The following is a 20746-nucleotide window of genomic DNA, read 5'->3' on the forward strand; positions in this document are numbered from 1 at the left end:
CTACCTCCATAATGTAAACGCTATCATATTTCAATTCTTCAATCGGTGATTTTGGTCACCTGGGTAATATGGGAAAGAGACGACAGTTCTTTGAGCACAGCCTCATCAATTGGCTGATCCACTTCGATCGTCATCAATGCCATCTTACCTTTTTCCTTCCTAGATACATCCATGTGCCCGATGTTCAATTCATGCTTGGCAATGATATTAGAAACAGCGGCAATCGCACCGAAACGATCATCATGGACAACGAGAATGGCCGGATGATGTCCTGAGAGCTTCAGTTCGAACCCGTTCAATTCAATGATCTCGACTTTCCCGCCGCCGATGGATATTCCGACGAGCTCAATTTCCCCTTCTTCATCCCCCATATGGATCCTGGCTGTATTGGGGTGATCCGTTATGGCCTCTTCTTCCCTGAATCTGATCTTGATTCCTTTTGTTCTGGCAGTCTCGATTGAATTGATGATCCTTTCATCGAATGTATCATAATCCAGGACCCCGCCGATGATGGCCACGTCGGTACCGTGTCCTTTATAGGTTTTTGCAAATGAACCGTAAAATGAAACATTGACCCATTTCGGTTCGCGACGGAACAGCTCTCTGGCAAGTCTTCCGATGCGTGCGGCTCCCGCAGTATGAGAACTTGATGGCCCGATCATGACCGGCCCGATGATATCAAATACGCTTTTATACTTCATCGTCCTCTATCCCTTCATTTTGAGATAATTGAAGGGGACGAGCCCAATCGGACTGTCCCCTTCCTTTCATCCTATTCGACCGAGAAGATATAGGAGTAAAGTGGCTGCTTCCCGTTATGAACTTCCACTTCCACTTCCCCATATTTTTGTTCGATATCCTCTTGAAGTGCCTCGACGTCTTCTTCAGAAACGTCTTCTCCATAGATGATAGTCAAAATCTCAGAATCATCATCAAGCATTTGCTCAAGCAGACCGGTTGCCGCCTTCTTGAGGTCTTTCTCTGCAATCACAATCTTTCCTTCATCGATCCCCATGAAATCATCTTTGGAAATCGTAATGCCGTCGATGCTTGTGTCCCTGACAGCAAATGTCACCTGACCGCTTTTCACCTGTTTGGCTGCTTCAGACATCCCTGCCTGGTTTTCCGAAACGGATGCACCCGGATTGAATGCAAGGAGAGCAGACATTCCTTGAGGGACGGTCTTGGTCGGAACGACCGCAACTTCCTGAGAAAGGACTTCAGCCGCTTGCTCCGCTGCCATGATGATGTTCTTGTTATTCGGCATGATAATGACTTTTTTGGCATTGACTTCTTCCACTGCCTTGACGATATCTTCCGTACTTGGATTCATCGTCTGTCCGCCTTCGATCACCACAGTGGCACCGATGCTCCTGAATAGTTCAGCCACACCTTCACCCATGGCGACGGTCACGATGGCAAAGTCGACTTCCTTTTTAGGGGTATCGGCCTTTGCAGCGGGCCGTGATTCACCGACGATGGAGCTGTGCTGCTCCCTCATGTTTTCAATCTTGATCTTGATGAGGCTTCCGTATTGATGACCATAGCTGAGGACATTCCCCGGTTCCTCCGAGTGGATGTGGACTTTCGCCAATTCCTCATCGCTGATGACAAGAAGGGAATCCCCGTACCCGCTGAGGTCCTGACGGAACGCTTCCTCATCGAACGATTTCTTTCCTTCTTCAAAGCGCACCATGAATTCGGTACAATACCCGAATTCGATATCTTCCGTGCTCATGAAGTCCTGGGCAGATTTGTGATGTTCAGCGCTCACAAGATCGTTCATGGATGGAAGGTTCACACGTTCAGAAACCTTCTCCCCCTTCAGCTCTGCAAGAAAGCCTTCATAGACGAACAGCAGTCCTTGACCGCCACTGTCCACAACTCCGACTTCCTTCAGGACAGGAAGGAGATCCGGGGTCCGGTCCAATGACGCCTGCCCTTCCTCGACAATCGCCTGCATCACCTTAATGAAATCGCTCTCGTTTTTCGCAACGGAAACACCCTTTTTCGCCGCATCTTTCGCCACTGTCAAGATCGTTCCTTCTACAGGTTTCATGACAGCTTTGTAGGCTGTATCCACTCCTGCTTGGAGGGCTTGGGTGAACTCTTCTGTCGTAAGGCTGGATTTGCTTTCAATCGCCTTGCCGAATCCCCTGAACAACTGGGAAAGGATGACGCCAGAGTTACCGCGCGCCCCCATCAGCAGTCCCTTAGAAAGGGAGGTGGAGACATTTCCGATATGGGATTGTATGTTTTTTTGAACTTCCTTCGCACCGGAAGTCATGGATAAATTCATATTTGTTCCGGTATCTCCATCAGGAACAGGAAAAACATTCAGTGCATCAACAAGTTGTGCATTCGCAGACAAAAGACTTGCCCCCTGAAGCACCATTTCTGCAAAACGTTTTCCTTCCAAAGATGTAATCGACACGAATCTTCCTCCTCACTACGGGTTCGTTACGCGAACCCCTTGTACAAAAATATTTACTGAATCGACCGCCAAGCCGACGGTTTTATCAAGGGTATATTTAACCTTGGATTGTACGTTGTGAGCAATCTCGGAAATCTTCGTACCATAACTCACAATAATATACATATCAATATGTACTTCCTCTGCTTCCTGTCGAACGATCACTCCGCGAGTGAAGTTCTCCTTGCGCAGAATATCGGTGAAACCGTCCTTGATCTGGTTTTTTGAAGCCATCCCAACAATTCCGTAGCAATCCACCGCTGCACCTCCAGCAATCATTGCAATGACATCATTTGTAATATCAATTTGTCCGTACTGCGTTCTCATTTCGATGGACATGGAATGTGATCCCCCTTCGTTTACATGCTTGGCTACAAACATTTTACTATATAATACCCTATTTTAAAAGCTAAACTGTCATGGCGTCGTCCGCGACACCCTTATCTCATTATCTCCAAGCATCATCAGGCGCCAAACATGAAAAAAAGACGTCTAGCTGCTAGACGTCTTTTCAACTTGATTATTAAACGCGTTCAACTTTACCTGATTTCAACGCTCTTGCAGAAACCCAAACCTTTTTAGGTTTACCGTCTACAAGAATACGAACTTTTTGCAGGTTAGCACCCCACGTACGCTTATTCGCATTCATCGCGTGAGAGCGAGCGTTACCTGAGCTAGCTTTACGGCCAGTAATTACGCATTGTTTCGCCATAATATATTCCCTCCTCACTAACAAGAAGCTGAAGTAAATTTCAGATTCACATTTCGCTTTTTTTTCATAAAGATACCTTAATAATTTATCACACAACAAACGACAATGCAATACCACAATCAAAACCTTTCAAGAAAAAATACTTTACACACAGAAAAGCGGAGGGGGCTTGCCCTGAGGCGACAAGCATAAGGCGAAGATCTCGGAAAGGCGTTCTGTGCCTTTTTGAGATCTTTGACTTATGACCTCGAGCCTCAAGCCCCCGGAGCTAGACATCACGAAAAGCGGAGGCGGGTTGGTCTGACCCGACAAGCATAAGGCGAGAACTCGGAAAGGCGCTCTTTGCCTTTTGGGGTTCTTGACTTATGACCTCGAGGGTCAACCCGCCGGAGCTGGTCACTACGAAAAGCGGAGGGGCTCGCCCTATGGCGACAAGCATAAGGCGATCCATCCGAAAAGGCGTTCCTGGCCTTTTTGAGCTCCGATCTATGTCACCTGGACTCCAAGCACAAGACCGGGTATTAAGCTGCCCTGCGGCAATGCATAACTCTCTCTTCCATCCCATGCTGAACAGACGACAAAGCTGCAGTTAAACAACTGCCTTTGACTCCCCATTTCTACAGAAGACAAAATAAAAAAAGAGACGGTTTCCCGCCTCCATACGCTATTCTTTCTTGAACGTCCCCAGCATGGCCCTGACAAGGCCTCCAAGAAATTTCGGTAATTTGATTGTATAGAAACGCATTTTCAAGTCCCTCCCCACAATCTATAGAACATACTCGTTACAAATCGCTTATACAAGCCGATCTACACTTTTGGGTCAAGAAGCATCCCTGCTTCTTATCACCATTATTATGCCGTCGGAAAAAGAAAAAGTACCATGCGATTGTATAAGTTCATTACTAATACATAGTGTGGATCCCCAGAAAATATTCCGGTTGGTGAGGGGATATTTGAAGCCGGACAGGGTCAGTCCCTTCACAGCTGGGCTGATCGGTATGAATGAAATATAGGTGTAGCGGGGGCTAGCTTCCACCACATGCTCCCCCGGCCTTATTATGAACATTTCATTCAGGGAATCAACCAGGCGCACTGTGATTCCCTGAATCTCATCTTTAAGAAGAAGCTGCACATTTCCCATGAAATGATCCAGCCGGCCGCCGGTTGCTCCGTAAATGGTGATTTCCTCGGGTCCCTGCTCAGCTGCCCAGTTCAAAGCGAGTTCGAGGTCGGTTTCGTCCTTCTCCGGGCGAAAGCGATTCACTTCTTCGACGCGGGAAGAAATCGCATCCCATTCCACGGGGCTGACTGAATCAAAGTCACCAAAGGCCACGTGAGGCTCGATCCCCTTTTCCAGGAGGGTGAACACCCCCCTGTCCACCCCGACCCATTTGTGGCCATCTGCAGGCTCATTGTTAAGGGGCGGAAGGTACTGAGTCGGTCCTCCTGCCAAGATTGAGATTTTCATAGGGTCCCCCTTTCCAGTAGGGAGGCTACTCTGCTTTCCCTGCAGAAGCCGCTGCTTTAAGGTCTTCAATTGCTTTTTTTCGATCGCTTTGATTATAAATGGCTGATCCTGCCACGAATACATCTGCTCCGGCTTCGGCACAAACCGCGATGGTCTCGGGATTGATTCCACCGTCTACTTCGATTTCAAGGGATGGATTCAGTTCATCGGCCAACTCCCTGATCTCTTTGATCTTAGTGACAACGGATGGAATGAACGCCTGACCGCCGAACCCTGGATTGACCGTCATGAGGAGTACCATATCAAGATCGGCAAGGACCGGCTTGATCAGCTCTGCCGGTGTGCCTGGATTCAGGACGACGCCTGCTTTCACTCCCCGATTTTTGATCATTTGGATGGTCCTGTGTATATGGGGATCCGCTTCAACGTGCACGGTGATATAATCTGCCCCTGCGTCGACAAACGCGTCCACATACTTGGCCGGTTCCGAAATCATCAGATGGACATCGAGGGGAAGCCCTGTAATCGGACGGATGGCTTTGACGATCGGTGGTCCCAGCGTGATATTCGGTACAAAATGACCATCCATCACATCCACATGGATGTAATCCGCTCCACCCGCTTCAACCTCGCGGATGTCCTCCCCTAACTTAGAAAAATCTGCTGATAGAATCGATGGTGCAATCTTCATGATTAATACCTCGGCTTTCTTTCTTTGATTTCCTGATGAAACGATAAATAGTGGTCGTATCGGTAGGCAGGGATCGTCCCCGCCTCCACTTTTTCTTTCACTGCACACTTTGGTTCATTCACGTGCAGGCACCCCCTGAACTTGCATGCCTCAGAGGCAGCTGCCATTTCGGGGAAACATAGCGGCAAATCGGATTCATCAAGCTCCGTGAAGTCCAGGGAACTGAAACCGGGGGTATCCGCCACGAGCCCTCCGTCGACGTGGATGAGCTCCACATGTCGCGTCGTATGCTTTCCCCTTCCAAGATGGCTTGAAATCATGGCGGTCTTCAGATCGAGTTCGGGATCAAGCGCGTTGAGCAGAGAGGATTTCCCTACGCCGGATTGGCCCGCAAACACCGAAATCTTATCCCTGAGATACGGGGCGAGTTCTTTGACGCCCTGTTCCGTTTTCGAGGAAGTCGTCAGCACTTCATACCCCATCCTGCGATAGTCGTCTGCGTACTGGAGAATCTTGTCCGTCTCCCCTTCTGAAAGAAGGTCCATTTTGGTGATACAGATGAGCGGGTCGATCTCCTTACTCTCGATCAGTACGAGGAATCGATCCAGGAGTGTCGTGCTGAAATCCGGCTCACTTGCCGAAAAGACGAGGATTGCTTGATCCACATTGGCAATCGGAGGCCGGACGAGCTCATTCTTCCGTTCAAAAACCTTCAATATGTATCCGTCGGTCTCATTTTCCGCCTGAAATTCAACGTGATCCCCAACAAGTGGGGTGATTTTATTTTTCCTGAAGTTCCCCCTGCCTCTGCATTGAGTGACAGTCCCTTCAGAAAGTACATAATAGAAACCGCTGAGCGCTTTCACAATTTTCCCTTCAGCCATTCGCTACCTCCGTTCTGGTTTATACCCTCATTATAATCGAAAATAATGGGACTGTCCCGTCTAAGACGGAGACAGTCCCAACGAGGACTATTTCTTATCAATCATTAGGATATTCCACTGTACCTTCTTTATACTCCTCGCCATCGAGAAGGATTTTATACTTTCCTTCTTGCCCCTCTTCAAGGGTGAAGGTCAATGTAACAGAGGTTTCTTCCGTGATGGCCAGAAGCTGGTCGCTGTCATCCAATTTCTTGTTGGCATCCTCTATATAAATATCGACGGATTGAGGGGTCCCGTCTTCTTTTTCATAGGGGATCGAAAGCTCAAGAGGCACTTCTTTCGTCGTTTTTGACGCAGCAGCCTCTTCCTCTTCCTTCTGTTGAGCCGGGTCCGGGCCTTTTGAAATCGTCACGTAAATGACGTCACCTTCAAAGATCGGCGTGCCGGCTTTCGTTTCCTGGGAGACGACGCTGCCTTCCGGGATATTATCCGAATAAGCCTCTGCGCTCTTCTCAATCGAGATGCCTCTTAAATCCTCGTACTCTTCAAGAAGTTTGCTGTCGAAACCGGTCAAGTCCCTGAGGTCGAATGACACAGGGCCCAAGCTTACGGTTAGTGTGACCGTGGTTTCATCGGGGATGACCTCCTCACCTTTCGATGGATCCTGCCGAAGGATGGTCCCTTCCTCCGCCTGATCATTCACTTCTTCCTTCTCGACCTCAAACCCAAGCTCCTCGAGATCCTTTTTTGCTTCATCATACATGGCGTCTGTATAATCCTTCATCTCGATTTTTTCTTTTCCCGAGCTGACAAAGAGATCGATGGTCGATCCTTCTTTAGCCGTCCTTCCGCCCTTCGGATTGGTTTTGATCACTTCACCTTCAGGAACGGTCTCGCTCGGCTGTTTTTCTGTCTTGCCTACCACAAACCCTTGAGACACGATGAGGGATGCCGCTTCAGCTGATTCCTTGCCGGATACATCCGGAACCTCGATTTCCTTCGGTCCGAGGAGACCCGGAACGAAGTAGACGGCTGCTGCACCGAGAAGAACCAAGAGGAAAAAGAGGGAAACGATCAGAATCGGCCACTTCTTCTTATTCTTGTCTTTCGGTTTTTTCTTTTTCTTCTTATCTTTCTTGCCTTTCTTCGCTTCCACCACTGGTGCTGAGGGCTTCGTTTCCATCTCTTCAGGTGTTGATTGATGATGGACGATGGTATCGTCAAGATTGGAGTGGGCATTCTGGTCGGTTATGACCGGGATGGCCTTCGTTGCCTCATCATCCAGGGGTACACTGAATCTCGGTTCGTCCAGACGACCGGGGTCAAGGCATGTCTTAAGCTCTTCCTGTAGCTCATCGAGGTTTTCATATCTTCTGAATGGATCTTTTGCCGTAGCCTTCAGGACGATATTCTCGACGCTTTGAGGGATATGCGGTGCCCATCGTTTCATGGAAGGCGTCTCGGATTGCAGATGCTTCAAGGCGATGGATACCGCCGATTCACCTGAAAACGGCAGGCGGCCGGTCAACAGCTCGAACATGACGATCCCTAGGGAATAGATATCCGATTTCTTTGTCGCCATCCCTCCCCTTGCCTGCTCAGGGGACAAATAGTGAACGGACCCGAGAACAGAGTTTGTCTGGGTGATGGAAGTGGCACTCAATGCCATGGCGATTCCGAAATCGGTGATTTTGACATTGTCTTCTTCGTCGAGAAGGATATTATGGGGCTTGATATCCCTATGGATGATATGATTCTGGTGGGCGTGTGCGATTGCCATGGTCAACTGCTTCATGATATCGATCGCTTTTTCCACATCCACGGGAGAATGTTGCTGTATGTACTGCTTCAAGGTCATGCCATGCACGTACTCCATCACGATATAGGACAGGTCGTCCTCTTCACCAACGTCATAAATGCTGACAATATTCGGATGGGTCAGGCTTGTGGCGGATTGGGCTTCCCGCTGGAAGCGCTTGATGAACTCCTCTTCATTGGCGAAATCCAGCCGCAGCGTCTTGATGGCGACTTCACGGTCAAGGATCATATCATGGGCAAGATAAACATTGGCCATGCCGCCCCCGCCGATCAGTTTGATAATTTTGTAGCGGCCACTGATGCGCTTTCCATTCATCATACGATCACCCGCTTTCCGTTACAGCGGCATACTCAACGATCACTACAGTAATATTATCTTCTCCGCCGTATTCATTGGCGCGATGTACCAGAGCTTCCCCTTTATCCGAGAGTGGATGATCTTCAACCAAAATCCGCTGCATCTCTCTTTCCGATACTTTATTGGATAGTCCATCGGAGCATAATAGCAGCACATCTTCTTCTTCAAACATGATCGTCTTGATATCCATGCTAATGGTCGCTTCTGTGCCGATGGCCCTCAGGATGACATTCTTCCTTGGATGATGCTCCGCATCTTCCTTCGTGATCTCTCCGCTCCTTACAAGCTCGTTGACAAGGGTGTGATCCTCTGTCAGCTGATGGAAGCCGTTTTCGTTGAGGATATAGCCCCTGCTGTCTCCGACATTCACCACAGTGGCGAAGAGGGATGTGCAGATGGCACCGACAAGTGTCGTCCCCATTCCTTCACAATCGGAATGGGATTGAGCATACGTGAAAACTTCCCGATTGACGTCTGCAATGGTCGCCCTTAACCAATTTTCTGCTTCATCTGCAGTATGGAACTTTTCCGTCTGCCCCCAACGTTCATCGAGGAATGATATGGTCAGCTGACTGGCAACGTCACCTGCACGATGGCCGCCCATCCCGTCCGCTACCACTGCCAGGTAGTCTCCATGTCCGTTGACAAATACACCTGCACTGTCTTCGTTAAGCTGTCTCACTTTCCCTTTATCCGAATAATATACCGTTTTCACATAGGTCACCTCGTCTCTACTGGCACTTCCCCGTGAAGGAAAGGGGCTTCCCCTCTTTCCTCCGTCAAAGAAGGCTTTACTACTCTTACGACTCCGATGGCGAATTTTCCTGCTTTACAAGACGCTTATCCATTTTTCTTCCTGAAGCATGAGATGAAGAATCCATCCCCTCCGAAATCCTGCGGGAATACCTGCAGCAGATGACCCTGTACGAATGGTTCTACCGCTTCCGGCATCCCATCAAGGGGATGGGGTTCAAATTCAGGGTGTTGACTCAGGAATTCCTTCACGGTCCCCTCATTTTCATTTTGGTCCACCGTACACGTACTATATACAAGGATCCCGTCCTTTTTCAGCAGTCTGGATGTAGCATCAAGAATATCAAGCTGGATCTTCTGCAGGGAGTTCAAATCCTGTTCCTTCTTCGCATACTTGATATCGGGCTTCCTTCTGAGGACGCCAAGTCCTGAACATGGAGCATCCACCAAGACACGCTCAAAGCTCTCTTCTTCAAATACTTCTCCGGCTTTCCTGCTGTCAAGGGTGCGTGCATGCACATTGGCAAGACCGAGTCTACCGGCATTTTCAGCGATGAGCTTCACCTTATGGGCATGAAGGTCAAGGGCATGCACCTCACCTGTATTCTTCAACACCTCGGCGATATGGGTCGTTTTCCCACCTGGTGCCGCACAAGCATCGAGTACCCTCATGCCTTCTTCTAATTTAAGGGCATGAGCCACGAGCATGGAACTTTCATCCTGAACCGTCAACCTTCCATTCCGGTATTCATCCGTTTTCGCCAGGTTTCCCCTGAGGGACTGAATCGCTTCTGGAACGATGGGACTTTCTTGAACGGAGTGCCCATTTTCGGTGAGGCTTTCCAAAAGTTCTTCCCTTGTCCCTTTCAGCGGATTGACCCTTGCCGTCTGATTCGGTGCGAGGAGATTCGTTTCACACATGGCCTTCGTTTTCTCGAGACCGAATTGATCGCTCCATCTTTTCACAAGCCATAGTGGGTGACTTGTTTCAACGGATACTCTCTCAATGGGATCCTGGATGTCTTCAAGGGACGGGAGCCCCTTCCGCTGGACCGAACGGAGCACACCGTTCACCATCCCGGAGATTCCTTTGTGTCCTCGTTTTTTAGCAATTTCCACTGCTTCATAGAACACGGCTCGATCTGGGATACGATCCAGATACACCAGCTGATAAAGAGACATGCGCAGGAGCTGCCTTACCCAGCTTTCAACCTTACCTCTTAAGAACGGCTTCAAATAATAGTCCAGCGTCATCTTCCGCTGGATCGTTCCATATGTAAGCTCGGTGAGGAGACCGACGTCCCTTGATGGGATATCGTTCTTCTCGATTACATGGTTGAGCAGCAGATTGCTGTATGATTGATTTTTTTCAACGGCTTCAATCACTTCCAGGGCGGCTTCCCGGACGGTCTTCTTACTCATGGACTTCACCGAGCCTGTTCCCGACTGCGAGGTGAGAACCCGCGCCCCTGAGATAATCCTTCGCACTCATCCGCTTTTTGCCCGAAGGTTGAAGGTCGGTCACTTTGATGGATGTATCATCACCTGTTGAAACGATGAATCCATCCTCTTCGATGGCGAGGACCTCACCGGGTTCCGACGCACCATGCCCCCTCACCTTTTCACCCCACCAGATTTTCATAACGGCTCCAGCAAGGGTCGTATACGCCACGGGCCATGGGTGCAGACCGCGGATATGGTTGTATACTTCACTGCCAGGTTTTGACCAATCGATCCTTTCCTGCTCACGCTTGATGTTCCACGCAAACGTAGCCTGTTCTTCTTCTTGTTTAACAGGTGTCACGGAGCCGTCCAGTAGCTTCGGGAGCGTCTCGATCAGAAGGGCTGAGCCCGCTTCGCTCAACTTATCATGGAGGGTCCCCACGTGATCCGTTTCTTCAATCCCGACTTCGACCTGACTGATGATATCACCTGCATCCAGTTTTTCCACCATATACATGATGGTGATGCCAGTCGATGATTTCCCCTGAAGGATGGAGTAGTGGATCGGAGCCCCTCCCCTTAGTTCAGGAAGCAGTGATGCGTGGACATTGATACAACCATGCTTGGGTGCATCGAGCAGACGCTTCGGAAGAATCTGGCCGAATGCTGCCGTTACGATCAAATCAGGTTCCAGCGCGAGAACCTCTTCCAGTTCATCGGAATTCTTGATCTTTTCGGGCTGATAGATGGGGATACCGTGTTTTTCAGCCTCTACCTTGACGGGCGGAGGCGTGAGGATGCGTTTTCTGCCCACTGGCCGGTCAGGCTGGGTTACAACGGCGACCACTTCATAATCGTTCTCGATCAACGCTTTCAGGACGGGGACGGAAAAATCCGGGGTCCCCATAAAAATCACTTTGGTCATTCTTCTTCAAACCTTTCTAATTCATCTTCCGTCAGGAGCTTTTCGGTCTTTGTATTGAAAAGGACACCATGCAAATGATCGATTTCGTGCTGGATCGCACGGGCAAGGAAGCCTTCAGCCCTGCCTTCAAGCCATCTTCCCTTCCGGTCCTGGGTCCTGAAGGAGATGCTGTATGGACGGCTCACTTCCCCGAAAAGACCCGGGAAACTCAGGCACCCTTCAAGATCGGTCTGCTCGCCAGAATGCTCGAAGATTTCAGGATTGATGAGTTCGATCGTGCCTGACTCATCCCCAATATCAACTACGGCCACTTGGAGATCCACTCCCACTTGAGGTGCGGCAAGTCCGACACCATCTGCTTCGATCATCGTTTCATACATATTATCAAGAAGCTTCTTCAATTTTTTATCAAACTCCTTCACCGGCTCACATCGCTTTACGAGGATCGGATCGGGATGCATGACGATCGGTAATACAGCCATTCAAATTCCAACTTTCTATATTTGTTTCGCCGGTAAGGTCACATCATGACGTATGGATTCACGTCGATGCTGATTGTGAGGCCTTGTGAGGCATATTGCTGATGAAATTGTTCCAGCAGCGTCTTGAGCGTTTCCGCCAGTCGCGGTTCCCGCTTGTATTTTATCAAACATTGGTATCGATATCTATTTTTGATTCTGGGGATTGGAGAGGCAACAGGGCCGAGAATCTTCGTCGTACCGGATAATCTGCTCCTGATGAACCCCGTCATTTTCTCAGATATATCCACTACCTTCATAAGGTCTTCGTGGCTGATCGTGACAAGGGAAATATAATAAAAAGGAGGGTAGGACCCCATTTTCCTCATCACCATCTCCTGATCATAAAAACGCTCATAATCATGGTTTGAAGCGAGTTCAACCGAATAATGCTCCGGTGTGTATGTCTGGATGACGACTTCACCGGGGAGGGAGTGCCGCCCTGCCCTGCCGCTCACCTGTGTCAGAAGCTGGAACGTCTTCTCCGCAGAACGGAAATCGGGTATATGGAGCATCGTGTCTGCACTGAGGACACCGACAAGGGTGATGTTGGGAAAATCCAATCCTTTCGCAATCATCTGGGTTCCAAGGAGGATATCGGCCTTCCCTTCCCCAAAGGAAGTCAGCAGCCTTTCGTGGGAACCTTTTCTCGTGGTGGTATCCACATCCATCCGGATGATCCGTGCTTGAGGGAGCAGCTTAGTGAGCTCCTCCTCCACCTTCTGCGTTCCCGTCCCGAAATACCTGATATGTTCGCTGGTACACTCCGGACAGGTCTCCGGTACACGCTCTTCATAGCCGCAATAGTGGCATTTCATTCCGTTGGAGAAGCGGTGGTACGTCAGCGATATATCACAGTTGGGGCACTGGACGACATATCCGCAGTCCCTGCACATGATGAAGGATGAGTGGCCCCTCCTGTTGAGGAACAGCACCGTCTGCTCTCCTTTTGAGAGTCGGTCCTCCAGTTTTTCAAACAGCGTCCTCGAAAACATCGAGCGGTTCCCTTCACGGAGTTCTTCCCTCATGTCGACAATGTCGACTGATGGCAAGGGGCCTTCATTCATCCTTTTGCTGAGGTTCAAACGGGTATACACTCCTTTTGATGCCCTGGCGAATGATTCCAATGACGGCGTCGCACTTCCAAGAACTACGGGGCACCCGTGGTACTCACTTCGCCAAATGGCGACATCACGTGCATGATAGCGGGGGTTTTCCTCTTGTTTATAGCTGGTCTCATGCTCTTCATCGATGATGATGATCCCAAGGTTCTCAAACGGTGCGAATACAGCAGACCTTGCTCCCACCACCACACGGACTTCCTTCCGCTCGATCTTCCTCCACTCGTCATACTTCTCTCCTGACGATAGCCCGCTGTGAAGTACGGCAACTTCATCGCCGAATCGCCCTTTGAAACGATTCACCATTTGGGGAGTAAGGGCGATTTCAGGAACAAGCACGATCGCTTCCTTCCCCCGTTCAAGTACCCGCTGGATCGATTGCAGGTAGATCTCTGTCTTCCCGCTCCCTGTCACCCCGAAAAGAAGGAAGGTTTCCTGAAGGCCGGATTCAATTCTATCAAGGATGGGGGTGATTGCCTTCCCTTGTTGATCCGTCAACGGAAGCGGAGAGGTTTGTTTGAACGTCCGATCTTCGTATGGATCCCGGTAAGTCTCTTCATCCCGTTGGACGAGGAGTCCCTTTTTCACCATGGATTGGATGGTGGATGCCGTCGTACCGGCCCGCTCAGAAAGCTCTTTGATCGTGAAGCCCTGATCAGCGTGTTCCTTCCAGAACATGAGGACATCCTTTTGCTTCTTCGCCTGTGGCGGGAGGGCGGAGGCTTCTGTTTCGACAGTTTCAGGGGAGATGCCTAGGTAGATCTTTCTGATCATCTTTTTATTCGTTTTCCCTTTCACCTTGTACACGACTTCCAAGATGCCATTTTTGACCCCCTGTTGAGCCAGTGGGAGTAAACCAGCGGCCTCAATGGATTTCCATTGGGCGGTCCCTTTAGGGAAATGGGGTCTGAGTGGTTCGGGCAGGTTTTCAACCTGAAGACCGTTTTCCACTACGAGTTGTTTCTCGTATTTCGCTTTCATGGCGGCCGGCAGCATGGCCTGGAGGGCGGAGATTTTGAAGCACAGCGTGTTCTCCGTCAGCCAATCCGCCATGGTTAGAAGCTCCTTGTTGAGTACCGGTTTCAAATCCATCGGTTCGCTGATCGGCTTGAGTTTCGCCACTTCACTCTTTTCTTTCAGTTCCATGACAAATCCCTGAACTTTCCTGGGGCCGAATGGAACGACGACCCGCATACCGGGCAGGATGCTCCCGGTCCATTCCCCGGGTATGAGGTAGTCAAAGCAGCGGTCTGTCTGCATGGCAGCAACATCCACGATGACACTTGCTACATTTTTCATTCGGAATCCATCCGTCGCAATGCTTCAAGGAGTATTTCTTCCGCCACTTTGGACTTTGAGAGCATCGGCAATTCGCGAATGCCGTCTTCCGTGACAATGGTTACTTTATTCGTATCTGTCCCGAAACCTGATCCTTCTTCGCTCACATTGTTGGCCACGATCATATCAGCTCTTTTTCTCTCGAGCTTCCCTTTGGCGTATTCACCAATATTGGACGTTTCGGCAGCAAACCCGATAAGATATTGGCCGTCCTTCCTTTTTCCGAGCTCCATAAGGATATCCTTTGTCCGTTCGAACTCGATAACCAGATTCCCATCTTGTTTTTTCATTTTTTCAGCATGGACTTCCACTGGACGATAATCGGAGACCGCCGCGCTCTTCACCACGATATCTGCATCCTCGAAATGCGCAAGTACGGCATCATACATGTCCTCTGCCGTCGTTACCTCGATGAGACGCACCCCACGCGGCGAAGACAGATTGACCGGGCCTGATACCAAGGTGACATCGGCACCCATGTTCATGGCCATTTCAGCCATGGCAAATCCCATCTTTCCTGTAGAGCGGTTCGAGAAGTACCGGACAGGATCAATGATTTCTCTAGTCGGACCGGCAGAAATAAGGACGTTCTTCCCTTTAAGTGGCTGTTCTGTCGGAGCATGAAAATGACGGGTGATCAACTCCACGATCTTTTCAGGTTCTTCCAGGCGGCCTTTACCGACGTATCCGCAAGCCAGGTACCCTTCACTCGGTTCAACGAATCGGCAGCCGTCCTCATGCAGGGTGGCAATATTCCTTTTGACTGCAGGATGATCATACATATGGACGTTCATGGCAGGAGCGATCCAAATGTCGGCCTCTGTCGCAAGCAACGTGGTAGAGATCATATCATCTCCGATACCGCCTGCGAGTTTCCCGATCATATTAGCCGTAGCAGGTGCCACGAGGACAAGGTCTGCCCAATCGGCCAGGTCGATATGGGCAATCTTCGATGGAATCTTCTCATCGAACGTATCCCAGTAGACATCCTGACGAGATAACGCCTGGAACGTGAGGGGCGAAACGAACTCCCTCGCGGATTCCGTCATCATCACCTTCACTTCGAAGCCCGCCTGTACAAGCTTACTCGTAAGGGCTGCTGCTTTATATACGGCGATCCCACCGGTCACGCATAATAGTATATTTTTCCCCATATCGTTCATTGCCTCCATTATCTAATCTATTCATAGCCTCTATTATGAAGGATATTGCCGCAAAAAGAAAATAGGGCTGTACCGGAAAAGTTCATCACTTCCCGGTTCAACCCTTTTCATTTCCTATTCGCCGTACGGATGAGATTTATTCATCTTCATAGATGGCTTTTTCGTCTCTTTCTTTCATGGACAAGTGGCCGGAGTGGATTTCTTCAAGGGCCTTACCTACGAACTTTTCCGACACATATTCTTCCATGCGGAAGTCCTTTTTATCCTGTAGATCCCGTGCTCTTTTGGCAGCCACGCTGACCAACGAGTATTTCGAATCGATCTTTTTCATTAGTGAATCAATGGATGGATATAACATTCACTCAACCTCCAGCATATTTAGATAGCGTTGTTGTACACGTTCCCGCTTGCAGTGCTCGGCCTGCACGATGGACTTGATCTTGCCGACGGCATGTTCGATTTGATCATTCTCGACGATATAATCATAGAGATTCATCATTTCGATCTCCTTGCGGGCGGTATTCATCCTGCCCTGGATGAGATCATCCGTCTCCGTTCCCCGTGTGACCAACCGGTTCTGAAGTTCCGACAGGCTTGGCGGTGCAAGGAAGATGAAAAGCCCTTCAGGAAATTTGTCCCTGACCTGCTGGGCACCCTGGACCTCGATCTCAAGGAATACATCATTTCCTTCGTCAAGTGTCTGCCGGACATAGTCAACGGGCGTGCCGTAGTAATTCCCGACAAACTCGGCGTACTCCAAAAGCTTGCCTTGCTCGATCAGCGCTTCGAATTCTTCCCTTGTCTTGAAGAAATAGTCCACGCCGTCCACTTCCCCCTCACGCGGATGGCGTGTTGTCATGGAAATGGAATATTCAAATTTCGTATCTTCCTGGGAAAAAATCGCCTTTCGAACTGTCCCTTTCCCTACTCCGGAAGGTCCGGATAGCACGATCAGCAATCCTTTTTCTTTCATTTATTTACCCTGCCCTTCTTCAATTAAATCCTCTTTATCAGTCACTCGATGGGCAACGGTCTCGGGTTGGACGGCCGACAGGATGACATGATCGCTGTCTGTGATGATGACGGCCCTCGTCCTTCTTCCGTATGTAGCGTCAACTAATGTTCCCCGATCCCTCGCATCCTGCATCAGACGCTTGATGGGCGCTGATTCAGGTCCGACGATCGATATGATTCGATTTGCTGATACAATATTCCCAAAGCCTATATTGATGAGCTTGATTGACATGACGCTCCTCCTAATCAATAGTTTAGTCTCGCCCGTTCTTGGGGAAACTAAACTTCTTATTCAACATTTTGGACCTGCTCCCGCACTTTCTCAAGTGCCGATTTCAACTCGACCACCAGTGCGGAAATGCTGGAGTCATTTGCTTTGGAGCCGATCGTGTTCACTTCACGGTTCATCTCCTGAATGATGAAATCCAGTTTTCGTCCCATCACACCGTCCTCATCCAAGGTGGCATGAAAGTACTGAAGATGACTCCCGAGACGCGTCAACTCTTCGGTTATGTCTGATTTATCTGCAAATATGGCCACTTCGGACAGGAGCCTTGCCTCGTCGGGATCTCCCTCGCTCCATTCCCGTATTCGTTTCTTGAGCCGTTCCCTGTATTGCAGGGTCACAGCGGGTGCGTGGGCAGTAAGTTCGCCAAGGCAGGTCCGGATCTGTCCAAGATGGGCAAGGAAATCGGCATGAAGCGCCTTGCCTTCCTCCACCCTCATCTTCCTTAATTCAACGGAAGCCTTCCGGACTGCCTCCATGACCAGATCGTCAAGCTCGGCATTCTCCTCTTCCGTCTCTTCGACCGTAACGAATTCTCCTCTGCCGAGAAGGTCCGACAGGGCGATATCACCCTTGAGGGCGTATGTTTCCCTCACTTTATTTACTAACTGATGATAATCCTCAATGAGTCCCCAGTCAATATGTAAATTCTTATGTATGAGACCTCCGCCGGAAATATCGATGAACAGATCGATTTTCCCCCTGCTAATAAAGGTGGAGAGCTCCTTCTTGATCTTATCTTCAAGCTTCATGAGTTGGCGTGGCATACGGATATTGAACTCGCTGAATCGATGGTTCACGGTTTTCATTTCAACAATGACGGTATTTCTCTCCGATTCAATCCGGCTCCGTCCAAAGCCTGTCATGCTGATGACCATTCAATCACACCCAATCTATGCGACGTGCCTGTCGATTTTCTATACGGGGTCACCTGATGGCAGCCCGCTCCAGCTTATAAAAAAGGTAATAGAGAACAAACTCTATTACCTTATGGATTATATCATATTCTATTGTTTTTTTCTTGCAAAAAATGAACCTGCCAGTAAAAACGTCGGGATGGAGCTCAAGCCGACGATCAGCAGCCAGTCCCTCGGCTCGATGGACACAGTGTGGAAAATCGGCTGAAGACCCGGCAGATAGATCACGACCAGCATCAACAACAGGGACGAAAGCACGGCCCAGACCAGGTACATATTGCCGAATGGGTTCCTCGAGAACACCGATACTTCACTGCGGCAATCGAATACGTGGATGAGCTGTGCGAGGACCAGGGTCGCAAACGCGATCGTCTGTGCGTACTCGAGCTGATCCGGGTGCTGATGATAAGCGATGATGAACGCAAGCAGGGTGACACCACCGATTAAGAACCCCCTCGAAACGACCTTCCAACCGAGCCCCCTTGCAAAGACGCCTTCTTTCGGATGACGCGGTTTCCGCTTCATCACATCTCCTTCGGGCTTATCAAGGCCAAGGGCCATGGCAGGCAGTCCATCCGTCACTAAATTGACCCAAAGGATCTGGATCGGCACTAACGGCAGTGGAAGGGCCAAAAGCATGGCAAACAACATGACCAGGATCTCCCCCACGTTCGAGGCGAGGAGATAGCGGATGAATTTACGGATGTTTTCGTAAATGTTCCGCCCCTCTTTGATGGCCGATTTGATTGTAGCAAAGTTGTCATCAAGGAGGACGAGGGATGATGATTCTTTCGCCACATCTGTACCGGTGATCCCCATGGCAATCCCGATATCTGATGTCTTAATGGCCGGGGCATCGTTGACCCCGTCTCCTGTCATCGCTACGATGTGTCCACGGTTTTGCAGGGCTTTCACGATTTTCAATTTATGCTCGGGTGATACCCTGGCGAATACCGAGACATCTTCAACGATTTCCTCAAGCTCTTCCACTTCCATCTCATTCAGCGCCTTACCGTCCATCACCCTGTCGTTCGACTTCAGGATACCGAGCTGTTTGGCAATGGCTTTGGCCGTCAATACATGATCGCCGGTGATCATCACGGTTTTGATTCCCGCATCACGGCATTCCCTCACCGCCTGTTTCACTTCGGGACGAGGAGGATCGATCATTCCTTGAAGCCCTATGAACGTCACTTCCTTTTCAACCATGGTCTCTGTCAATAAATCCAATGATTGTCCGCTTAGTGGCTTATAGGCGATGGCGATGGTCCTGAGGGCATTCGATGACATCCCGGAAATCGCCTCTTCCACTGCTTGAAAAGCGGATTCATTCGCCTTTTGAACCTTGCCGTCCCAAATGATGGACGCGCTTTTTCCTACAAGGACATCCGGAGCCCCCTTGGTGACTGCAAAAAGCTTTCCGGCAGCATCCTCTGCCACGACTGTCATCATTTTCCTTGTGGAGTCAAACGGGAATTCCTTCACGATCTTGAAAGAGGTCGACAAGGCGTCCCGTGTCAATCCCGCCTTCATCCCCGCTACGAGAAGGGCACCTTCCGTCGGGTCACCGTCAAGTATGAGCTCGCCGTCCCTTTCCACGAGTTCTGCATGGTTGCAGAGCATGCCGAACGTAAGAAGCTGCTTCAGGGATTGATCAGAGGATGGCGAAACCCTTGCTTCACCGTTGAAGAATTCCCCTTGAGGAACATATCCGGTACCGGACACATCCCATAGCCTACCTGCGCTCCAAAGCTTGGTAACGGTCATTTTATTCTGGGTGAGGGTCCCTGTCTTATCGGAACAAATCACCGATGCACAGCCCAGCGTCTCCACGGCAGGAAGCTTCCGGACGATCGCTTTCTGCTTGATCATCCTCTGGACGCCTAGTGACAGGGCAACGGTCACGATCGCCGGAAGCCCTTCAGGTATGGCGGCGACGGCCAGAGATACCCCTGCAAGGAACATGGAATAGATGTCATGTCCTTGGAGCACACCGATTCCAACGACAAGGGCCGTCAGGATGAGGGCCACGGTAATCAGGATCTTGCCGAGTTCCTCGAGCCTACGCTGAAGAGGCGTAGTCATCGTTTCTGCTTTTTGGATCATATCGGCGATCTGCCCCATGGCTGTATTCATTCCGATGGATGTGACGACACCCAGACCGTTGCCCCTGGTGACGAGCGTCCCCATGAACGCCATGTTTTCCATGTCCCCAAGGCTCAACCCCTTGCCGTGCAGGGGCTTGGTTGTTTTCAGGACGGGAAGCGACTCCCCCGTCAGGGCAGATTCCTCGATCTCAAGGTTATTCGTTTCGATCAAACGGATGTCGGCCCCGATCCGGTCACCGCTAGTGAACCGGATGATATCTCCGATCGTCACTTCTTTGGAGTGCACCTTCACCCATGAGCCATCCCGGAGGACAGAAACCTGGGGTGCAGATAACTCCTTCAGCGCCTGCAATGATTTCTCTGCTTTCCTCTCCTGGAAGAATCCTAGGAAGCTGTTGACCACGACGATGGCGATGATGGCGATGGCATCAATGTACTCACCCAAAAGTCCGGATATGAGTGTGGCGGCCAGCAGGACCAGGACCATGAAATCCTTGAACTGGCTAAAAAATACCAATAGGGCCGATTGTTTTTCGGCTTCCTCCAGCTGATTATATCCATACTGCTTCATCCGGTTTTCGGCGTCAGCAGACGAAAGGCCGTGTTGATAATCCGTATTGATGGCCTTCTCTATATCCTCCTGTCTCATCTCATGAAATTTCATGCACCCATCTCACTCTCCTCCTACAAATACGAAAAGTTGTCCTTCTCTTAGCATTCTTATTCAGACTCGTCCTGAAAAATGATATGATTTAA

At 49.9% G+C, this 20746-nt stretch carries 20 protein-coding genes; all 20 read right to left on the reverse strand.

All coding sequences use genetic code 11. From position 1 onward, the window contains the following. Positions 1 to 38 precede the first annotated feature (38 nt). Positions 39 to 701: an L-serine ammonia-lyase, iron-sulfur-dependent subunit beta gene (sdaAB, locus tag ACNA6I_RS07355; protein ID WP_048004088.1), complete on the reverse strand. Its 663-nt coding sequence runs from the start codon at positions 699 to 701 to the stop codon at positions 39 to 41. 71 nt (positions 702 to 772) lie between these two features. Beyond that, complete coding sequence (locus ACNA6I_RS07360; protein ID WP_416313115.1) at positions 773 to 2434, reverse strand: DAK2 domain-containing protein; 1662 nt, start codon at positions 2432 to 2434, stop codon at positions 773 to 775. 15 nt (positions 2435 to 2449) lie between these two features. Next, on the reverse strand, positions 2450 to 2812 hold the full coding sequence (locus ACNA6I_RS07365; protein WP_048004090.1) for an Asp23/Gls24 family envelope stress response protein: 363 nt from the start codon (positions 2810 to 2812) through the stop codon (positions 2450 to 2452). Positions 2813 to 2996: 184 nt separating this feature from the next. Further along, on the reverse strand, positions 2997 to 3185 hold the full coding sequence (rpmB, locus tag ACNA6I_RS07370) for a 50S ribosomal protein L28 (RefSeq protein WP_048004091.1): 189 nt from the start codon (positions 3183 to 3185) through the stop codon (positions 2997 to 2999). Between the two features lie 664 nt (positions 3186 to 3849). Continuing rightward, positions 3850 to 3930 (reverse strand): stage V sporulation protein SpoVM, encoded by an 81-nt coding sequence (gene spoVM, locus ACNA6I_RS07375; RefSeq protein WP_032088878.1) that lies wholly within the window; start codon positions 3928 to 3930, stop codon positions 3850 to 3852. A 75-nt stretch (positions 3931 to 4005) separates the two neighbouring features. After that, complete coding sequence (locus ACNA6I_RS07380) at positions 4006 to 4653, reverse strand: thiamine diphosphokinase (protein ID WP_048004092.1); 648 nt, start codon at positions 4651 to 4653, stop codon at positions 4006 to 4008. A gap of 25 nt (positions 4654 to 4678) precedes the next feature. Then, entirely contained in the window at positions 4679 to 5347 is a 669-nt protein-coding gene (rpe, locus tag ACNA6I_RS07385) for a ribulose-phosphate 3-epimerase (protein ID WP_048004524.1), read from the reverse strand. Beyond that, positions 5347 to 6228: a ribosome small subunit-dependent GTPase A gene (gene rsgA, locus ACNA6I_RS07390; RefSeq protein WP_048004093.1), complete on the reverse strand. Its 882-nt coding sequence runs from the start codon at positions 6226 to 6228 to the stop codon at positions 5347 to 5349. Before rsgA ends, rpe begins: the two co-directional genes overlap by 1 nt. 97 nt (positions 6229 to 6325) lie before the next feature. Next, entirely contained in the window at positions 6326 to 8365 is a 2040-nt protein-coding gene (pknB, locus tag ACNA6I_RS07395) for a Stk1 family PASTA domain-containing Ser/Thr kinase (protein ID WP_416313116.1), read from the reverse strand. 4 nt (positions 8366 to 8369) lie between these two features. Continuing rightward, positions 8370 to 9119, reverse strand: coding sequence for a Stp1/IreP family PP2C-type Ser/Thr phosphatase (locus ACNA6I_RS07400; RefSeq protein WP_048004095.1), 750 nt, complete (start codon positions 9117 to 9119; stop codon positions 8370 to 8372). Positions 9120 to 9244: 125 nt separating this feature from the next. After that, positions 9245 to 10579, reverse strand: a complete 1335-nt coding sequence (gene rsmB, locus ACNA6I_RS07405) for a 16S rRNA (cytosine(967)-C(5))-methyltransferase RsmB (protein ID WP_416313226.1) — start codon at positions 10577 to 10579, stop codon at positions 9245 to 9247. Further along, positions 10572 to 11525: a methionyl-tRNA formyltransferase gene (gene fmt / locus ACNA6I_RS07410; protein WP_367258641.1), complete on the reverse strand. Its 954-nt coding sequence runs from the start codon at positions 11523 to 11525 to the stop codon at positions 10572 to 10574. Before fmt ends, rsmB begins: the two co-directional genes overlap by 8 nt. Further along, positions 11522 to 12007, reverse strand: coding sequence for a peptide deformylase (gene def, locus ACNA6I_RS07415; RefSeq protein ID WP_048004098.1), 486 nt, complete (start codon positions 12005 to 12007; stop codon positions 11522 to 11524). Before def ends, fmt begins: the two co-directional genes overlap by 4 nt. A 38-nt stretch (positions 12008 to 12045) precedes the next feature. Then, positions 12046 to 14463 (reverse strand): primosomal protein N', encoded by a 2418-nt coding sequence (gene priA, locus ACNA6I_RS07420; protein WP_416313117.1) that lies wholly within the window; start codon positions 14461 to 14463, stop codon positions 12046 to 12048. Then, complete coding sequence (gene coaBC / locus ACNA6I_RS07425; RefSeq protein ID WP_416313118.1) at positions 14460 to 15656, reverse strand: bifunctional phosphopantothenoylcysteine decarboxylase/phosphopantothenate--cysteine ligase CoaBC; 1197 nt, start codon at positions 15654 to 15656, stop codon at positions 14460 to 14462. The genes priA and coaBC overlap by 4 nt, the downstream gene beginning before the upstream one ends. A 145-nt stretch (positions 15657 to 15801) precedes the next feature. After that, complete coding sequence (gene rpoZ / locus ACNA6I_RS07430) at positions 15802 to 16023, reverse strand: DNA-directed RNA polymerase subunit omega (protein ID WP_048004101.1); 222 nt, start codon at positions 16021 to 16023, stop codon at positions 15802 to 15804. Next, on the reverse strand, positions 16024 to 16638 hold the full coding sequence (gene gmk / locus ACNA6I_RS07435; protein WP_048004102.1) for a guanylate kinase: 615 nt from the start codon (positions 16636 to 16638) through the stop codon (positions 16024 to 16026). Next, complete coding sequence (remA, locus tag ACNA6I_RS07440; protein WP_048004103.1) at positions 16639 to 16911, reverse strand: extracellular matrix/biofilm regulator RemA; 273 nt, start codon at positions 16909 to 16911, stop codon at positions 16639 to 16641. It lies immediately after the preceding gene. A 56-nt stretch (positions 16912 to 16967) separates the two neighbouring features. After that, positions 16968 to 17843, reverse strand: coding sequence for a YicC/YloC family endoribonuclease (locus ACNA6I_RS07445; RefSeq protein ID WP_048004104.1), 876 nt, complete (start codon positions 17841 to 17843; stop codon positions 16968 to 16970). 129 nt (positions 17844 to 17972) lie between these two features. After that, positions 17973 to 20654 carry a cation-translocating P-type ATPase gene (locus ACNA6I_RS07450; protein ID WP_048013061.1) on the reverse strand — a complete coding sequence of 894 codons (2682 nt, stop codon included), beginning with the start codon at positions 20652 to 20654 and terminating at the stop codon, positions 17973 to 17975. Between the last annotated feature and the right edge of the window lie 92 nt (positions 20655 to 20746).

The sequence above is a fragment of the Rossellomorea sp. FS2 genome (genome assembly GCF_047915635.1).
Taxonomy (GTDB): Bacteria; Bacillota; Bacilli; order Bacillales; family Bacillaceae_B; genus Rossellomorea; species Rossellomorea marisflavi_A.

Coding starts and splice junctions, on each gene's coding strand:
- rsgA (WP_048004093.1), bottom strand. CDS start 6,228: ATGGCTGAAGGGAAAATTGTGAAAGCGCTCAGCGGTTTCTATTATGTA.
- fmt (WP_367258641.1), bottom strand. CDS start 11,525: ATGACCAAAGTGATTTTTATGGGGACCCCGGATTTTTCCGTCCCCGTC.
- spoVM (WP_032088878.1), bottom strand. CDS start 3,930: ATGCGTTTCTATACAATCAAATTACCGAAATTTCTTGGAGGCCTTGTC.
- rsmB (WP_416313226.1), bottom strand. CDS start 10,579: ATGAGTAAGAAGACCGTCCGGGAAGCCGCCCTGGAAGTGATTGAAGCC.
- ACNA6I_RS07365 (WP_048004090.1), bottom strand. CDS start 2,812: ATGTCCATCGAAATGAGAACGCAGTACGGACAAATTGATATTACAAAT.
- def (WP_048004098.1), bottom strand. CDS start 12,007: ATGGCTGTATTACCGATCGTCATGCATCCCGATCCGATCCTCGTAAAG.
- pknB (WP_416313116.1), bottom strand. CDS start 8,365: ATGATGAATGGAAAGCGCATCAGTGGCCGCTACAAAATTATCAAACTG.
- ACNA6I_RS07445 (WP_048004104.1), bottom strand. CDS start 17,843: ATGGTCATCAGCATGACAGGCTTTGGACGGAGCCGGATTGAATCGGAG.
- gmk (WP_048004102.1), bottom strand. CDS start 16,638: ATGAAAGAAAAAGGATTGCTGATCGTGCTATCCGGACCTTCCGGAGTA.
- remA (WP_048004103.1), bottom strand. CDS start 16,911: ATGTCAATCAAGCTCATCAATATAGGCTTTGGGAATATTGTATCAGCA.
- coaBC (WP_416313118.1), bottom strand. CDS start 15,656: ATGGGGAAAAATATACTATTATGCGTGACCGGTGGGATCGCCGTATAT.
- ACNA6I_RS07380 (WP_048004092.1), bottom strand. CDS start 4,653: ATGAAAATCTCAATCTTGGCAGGAGGACCGACTCAGTACCTTCCGCCC.
- rpoZ (WP_048004101.1), bottom strand. CDS start 16,023: ATGTTATATCCATCCATTGATTCACTAATGAAAAAGATCGATTCGAAA.
- ACNA6I_RS07450 (WP_048013061.1), bottom strand. CDS start 20,654: ATGAAATTTCATGAGATGAGACAGGAGGATATAGAGAAGGCCATCAAT.
- sdaAB (WP_048004088.1), bottom strand. CDS start 701: ATGAAGTATAAAAGCGTATTTGATATCATCGGGCCGGTCATGATCGGG.
- rpmB (WP_048004091.1), bottom strand. CDS start 3,185: ATGGCGAAACAATGCGTAATTACTGGCCGTAAAGCTAGCTCAGGTAAC.
- priA (WP_416313117.1), bottom strand. CDS start 14,463: ATGAAAAATGTAGCAAGTGTCATCGTGGATGTTGCTGCCATGCAGACA.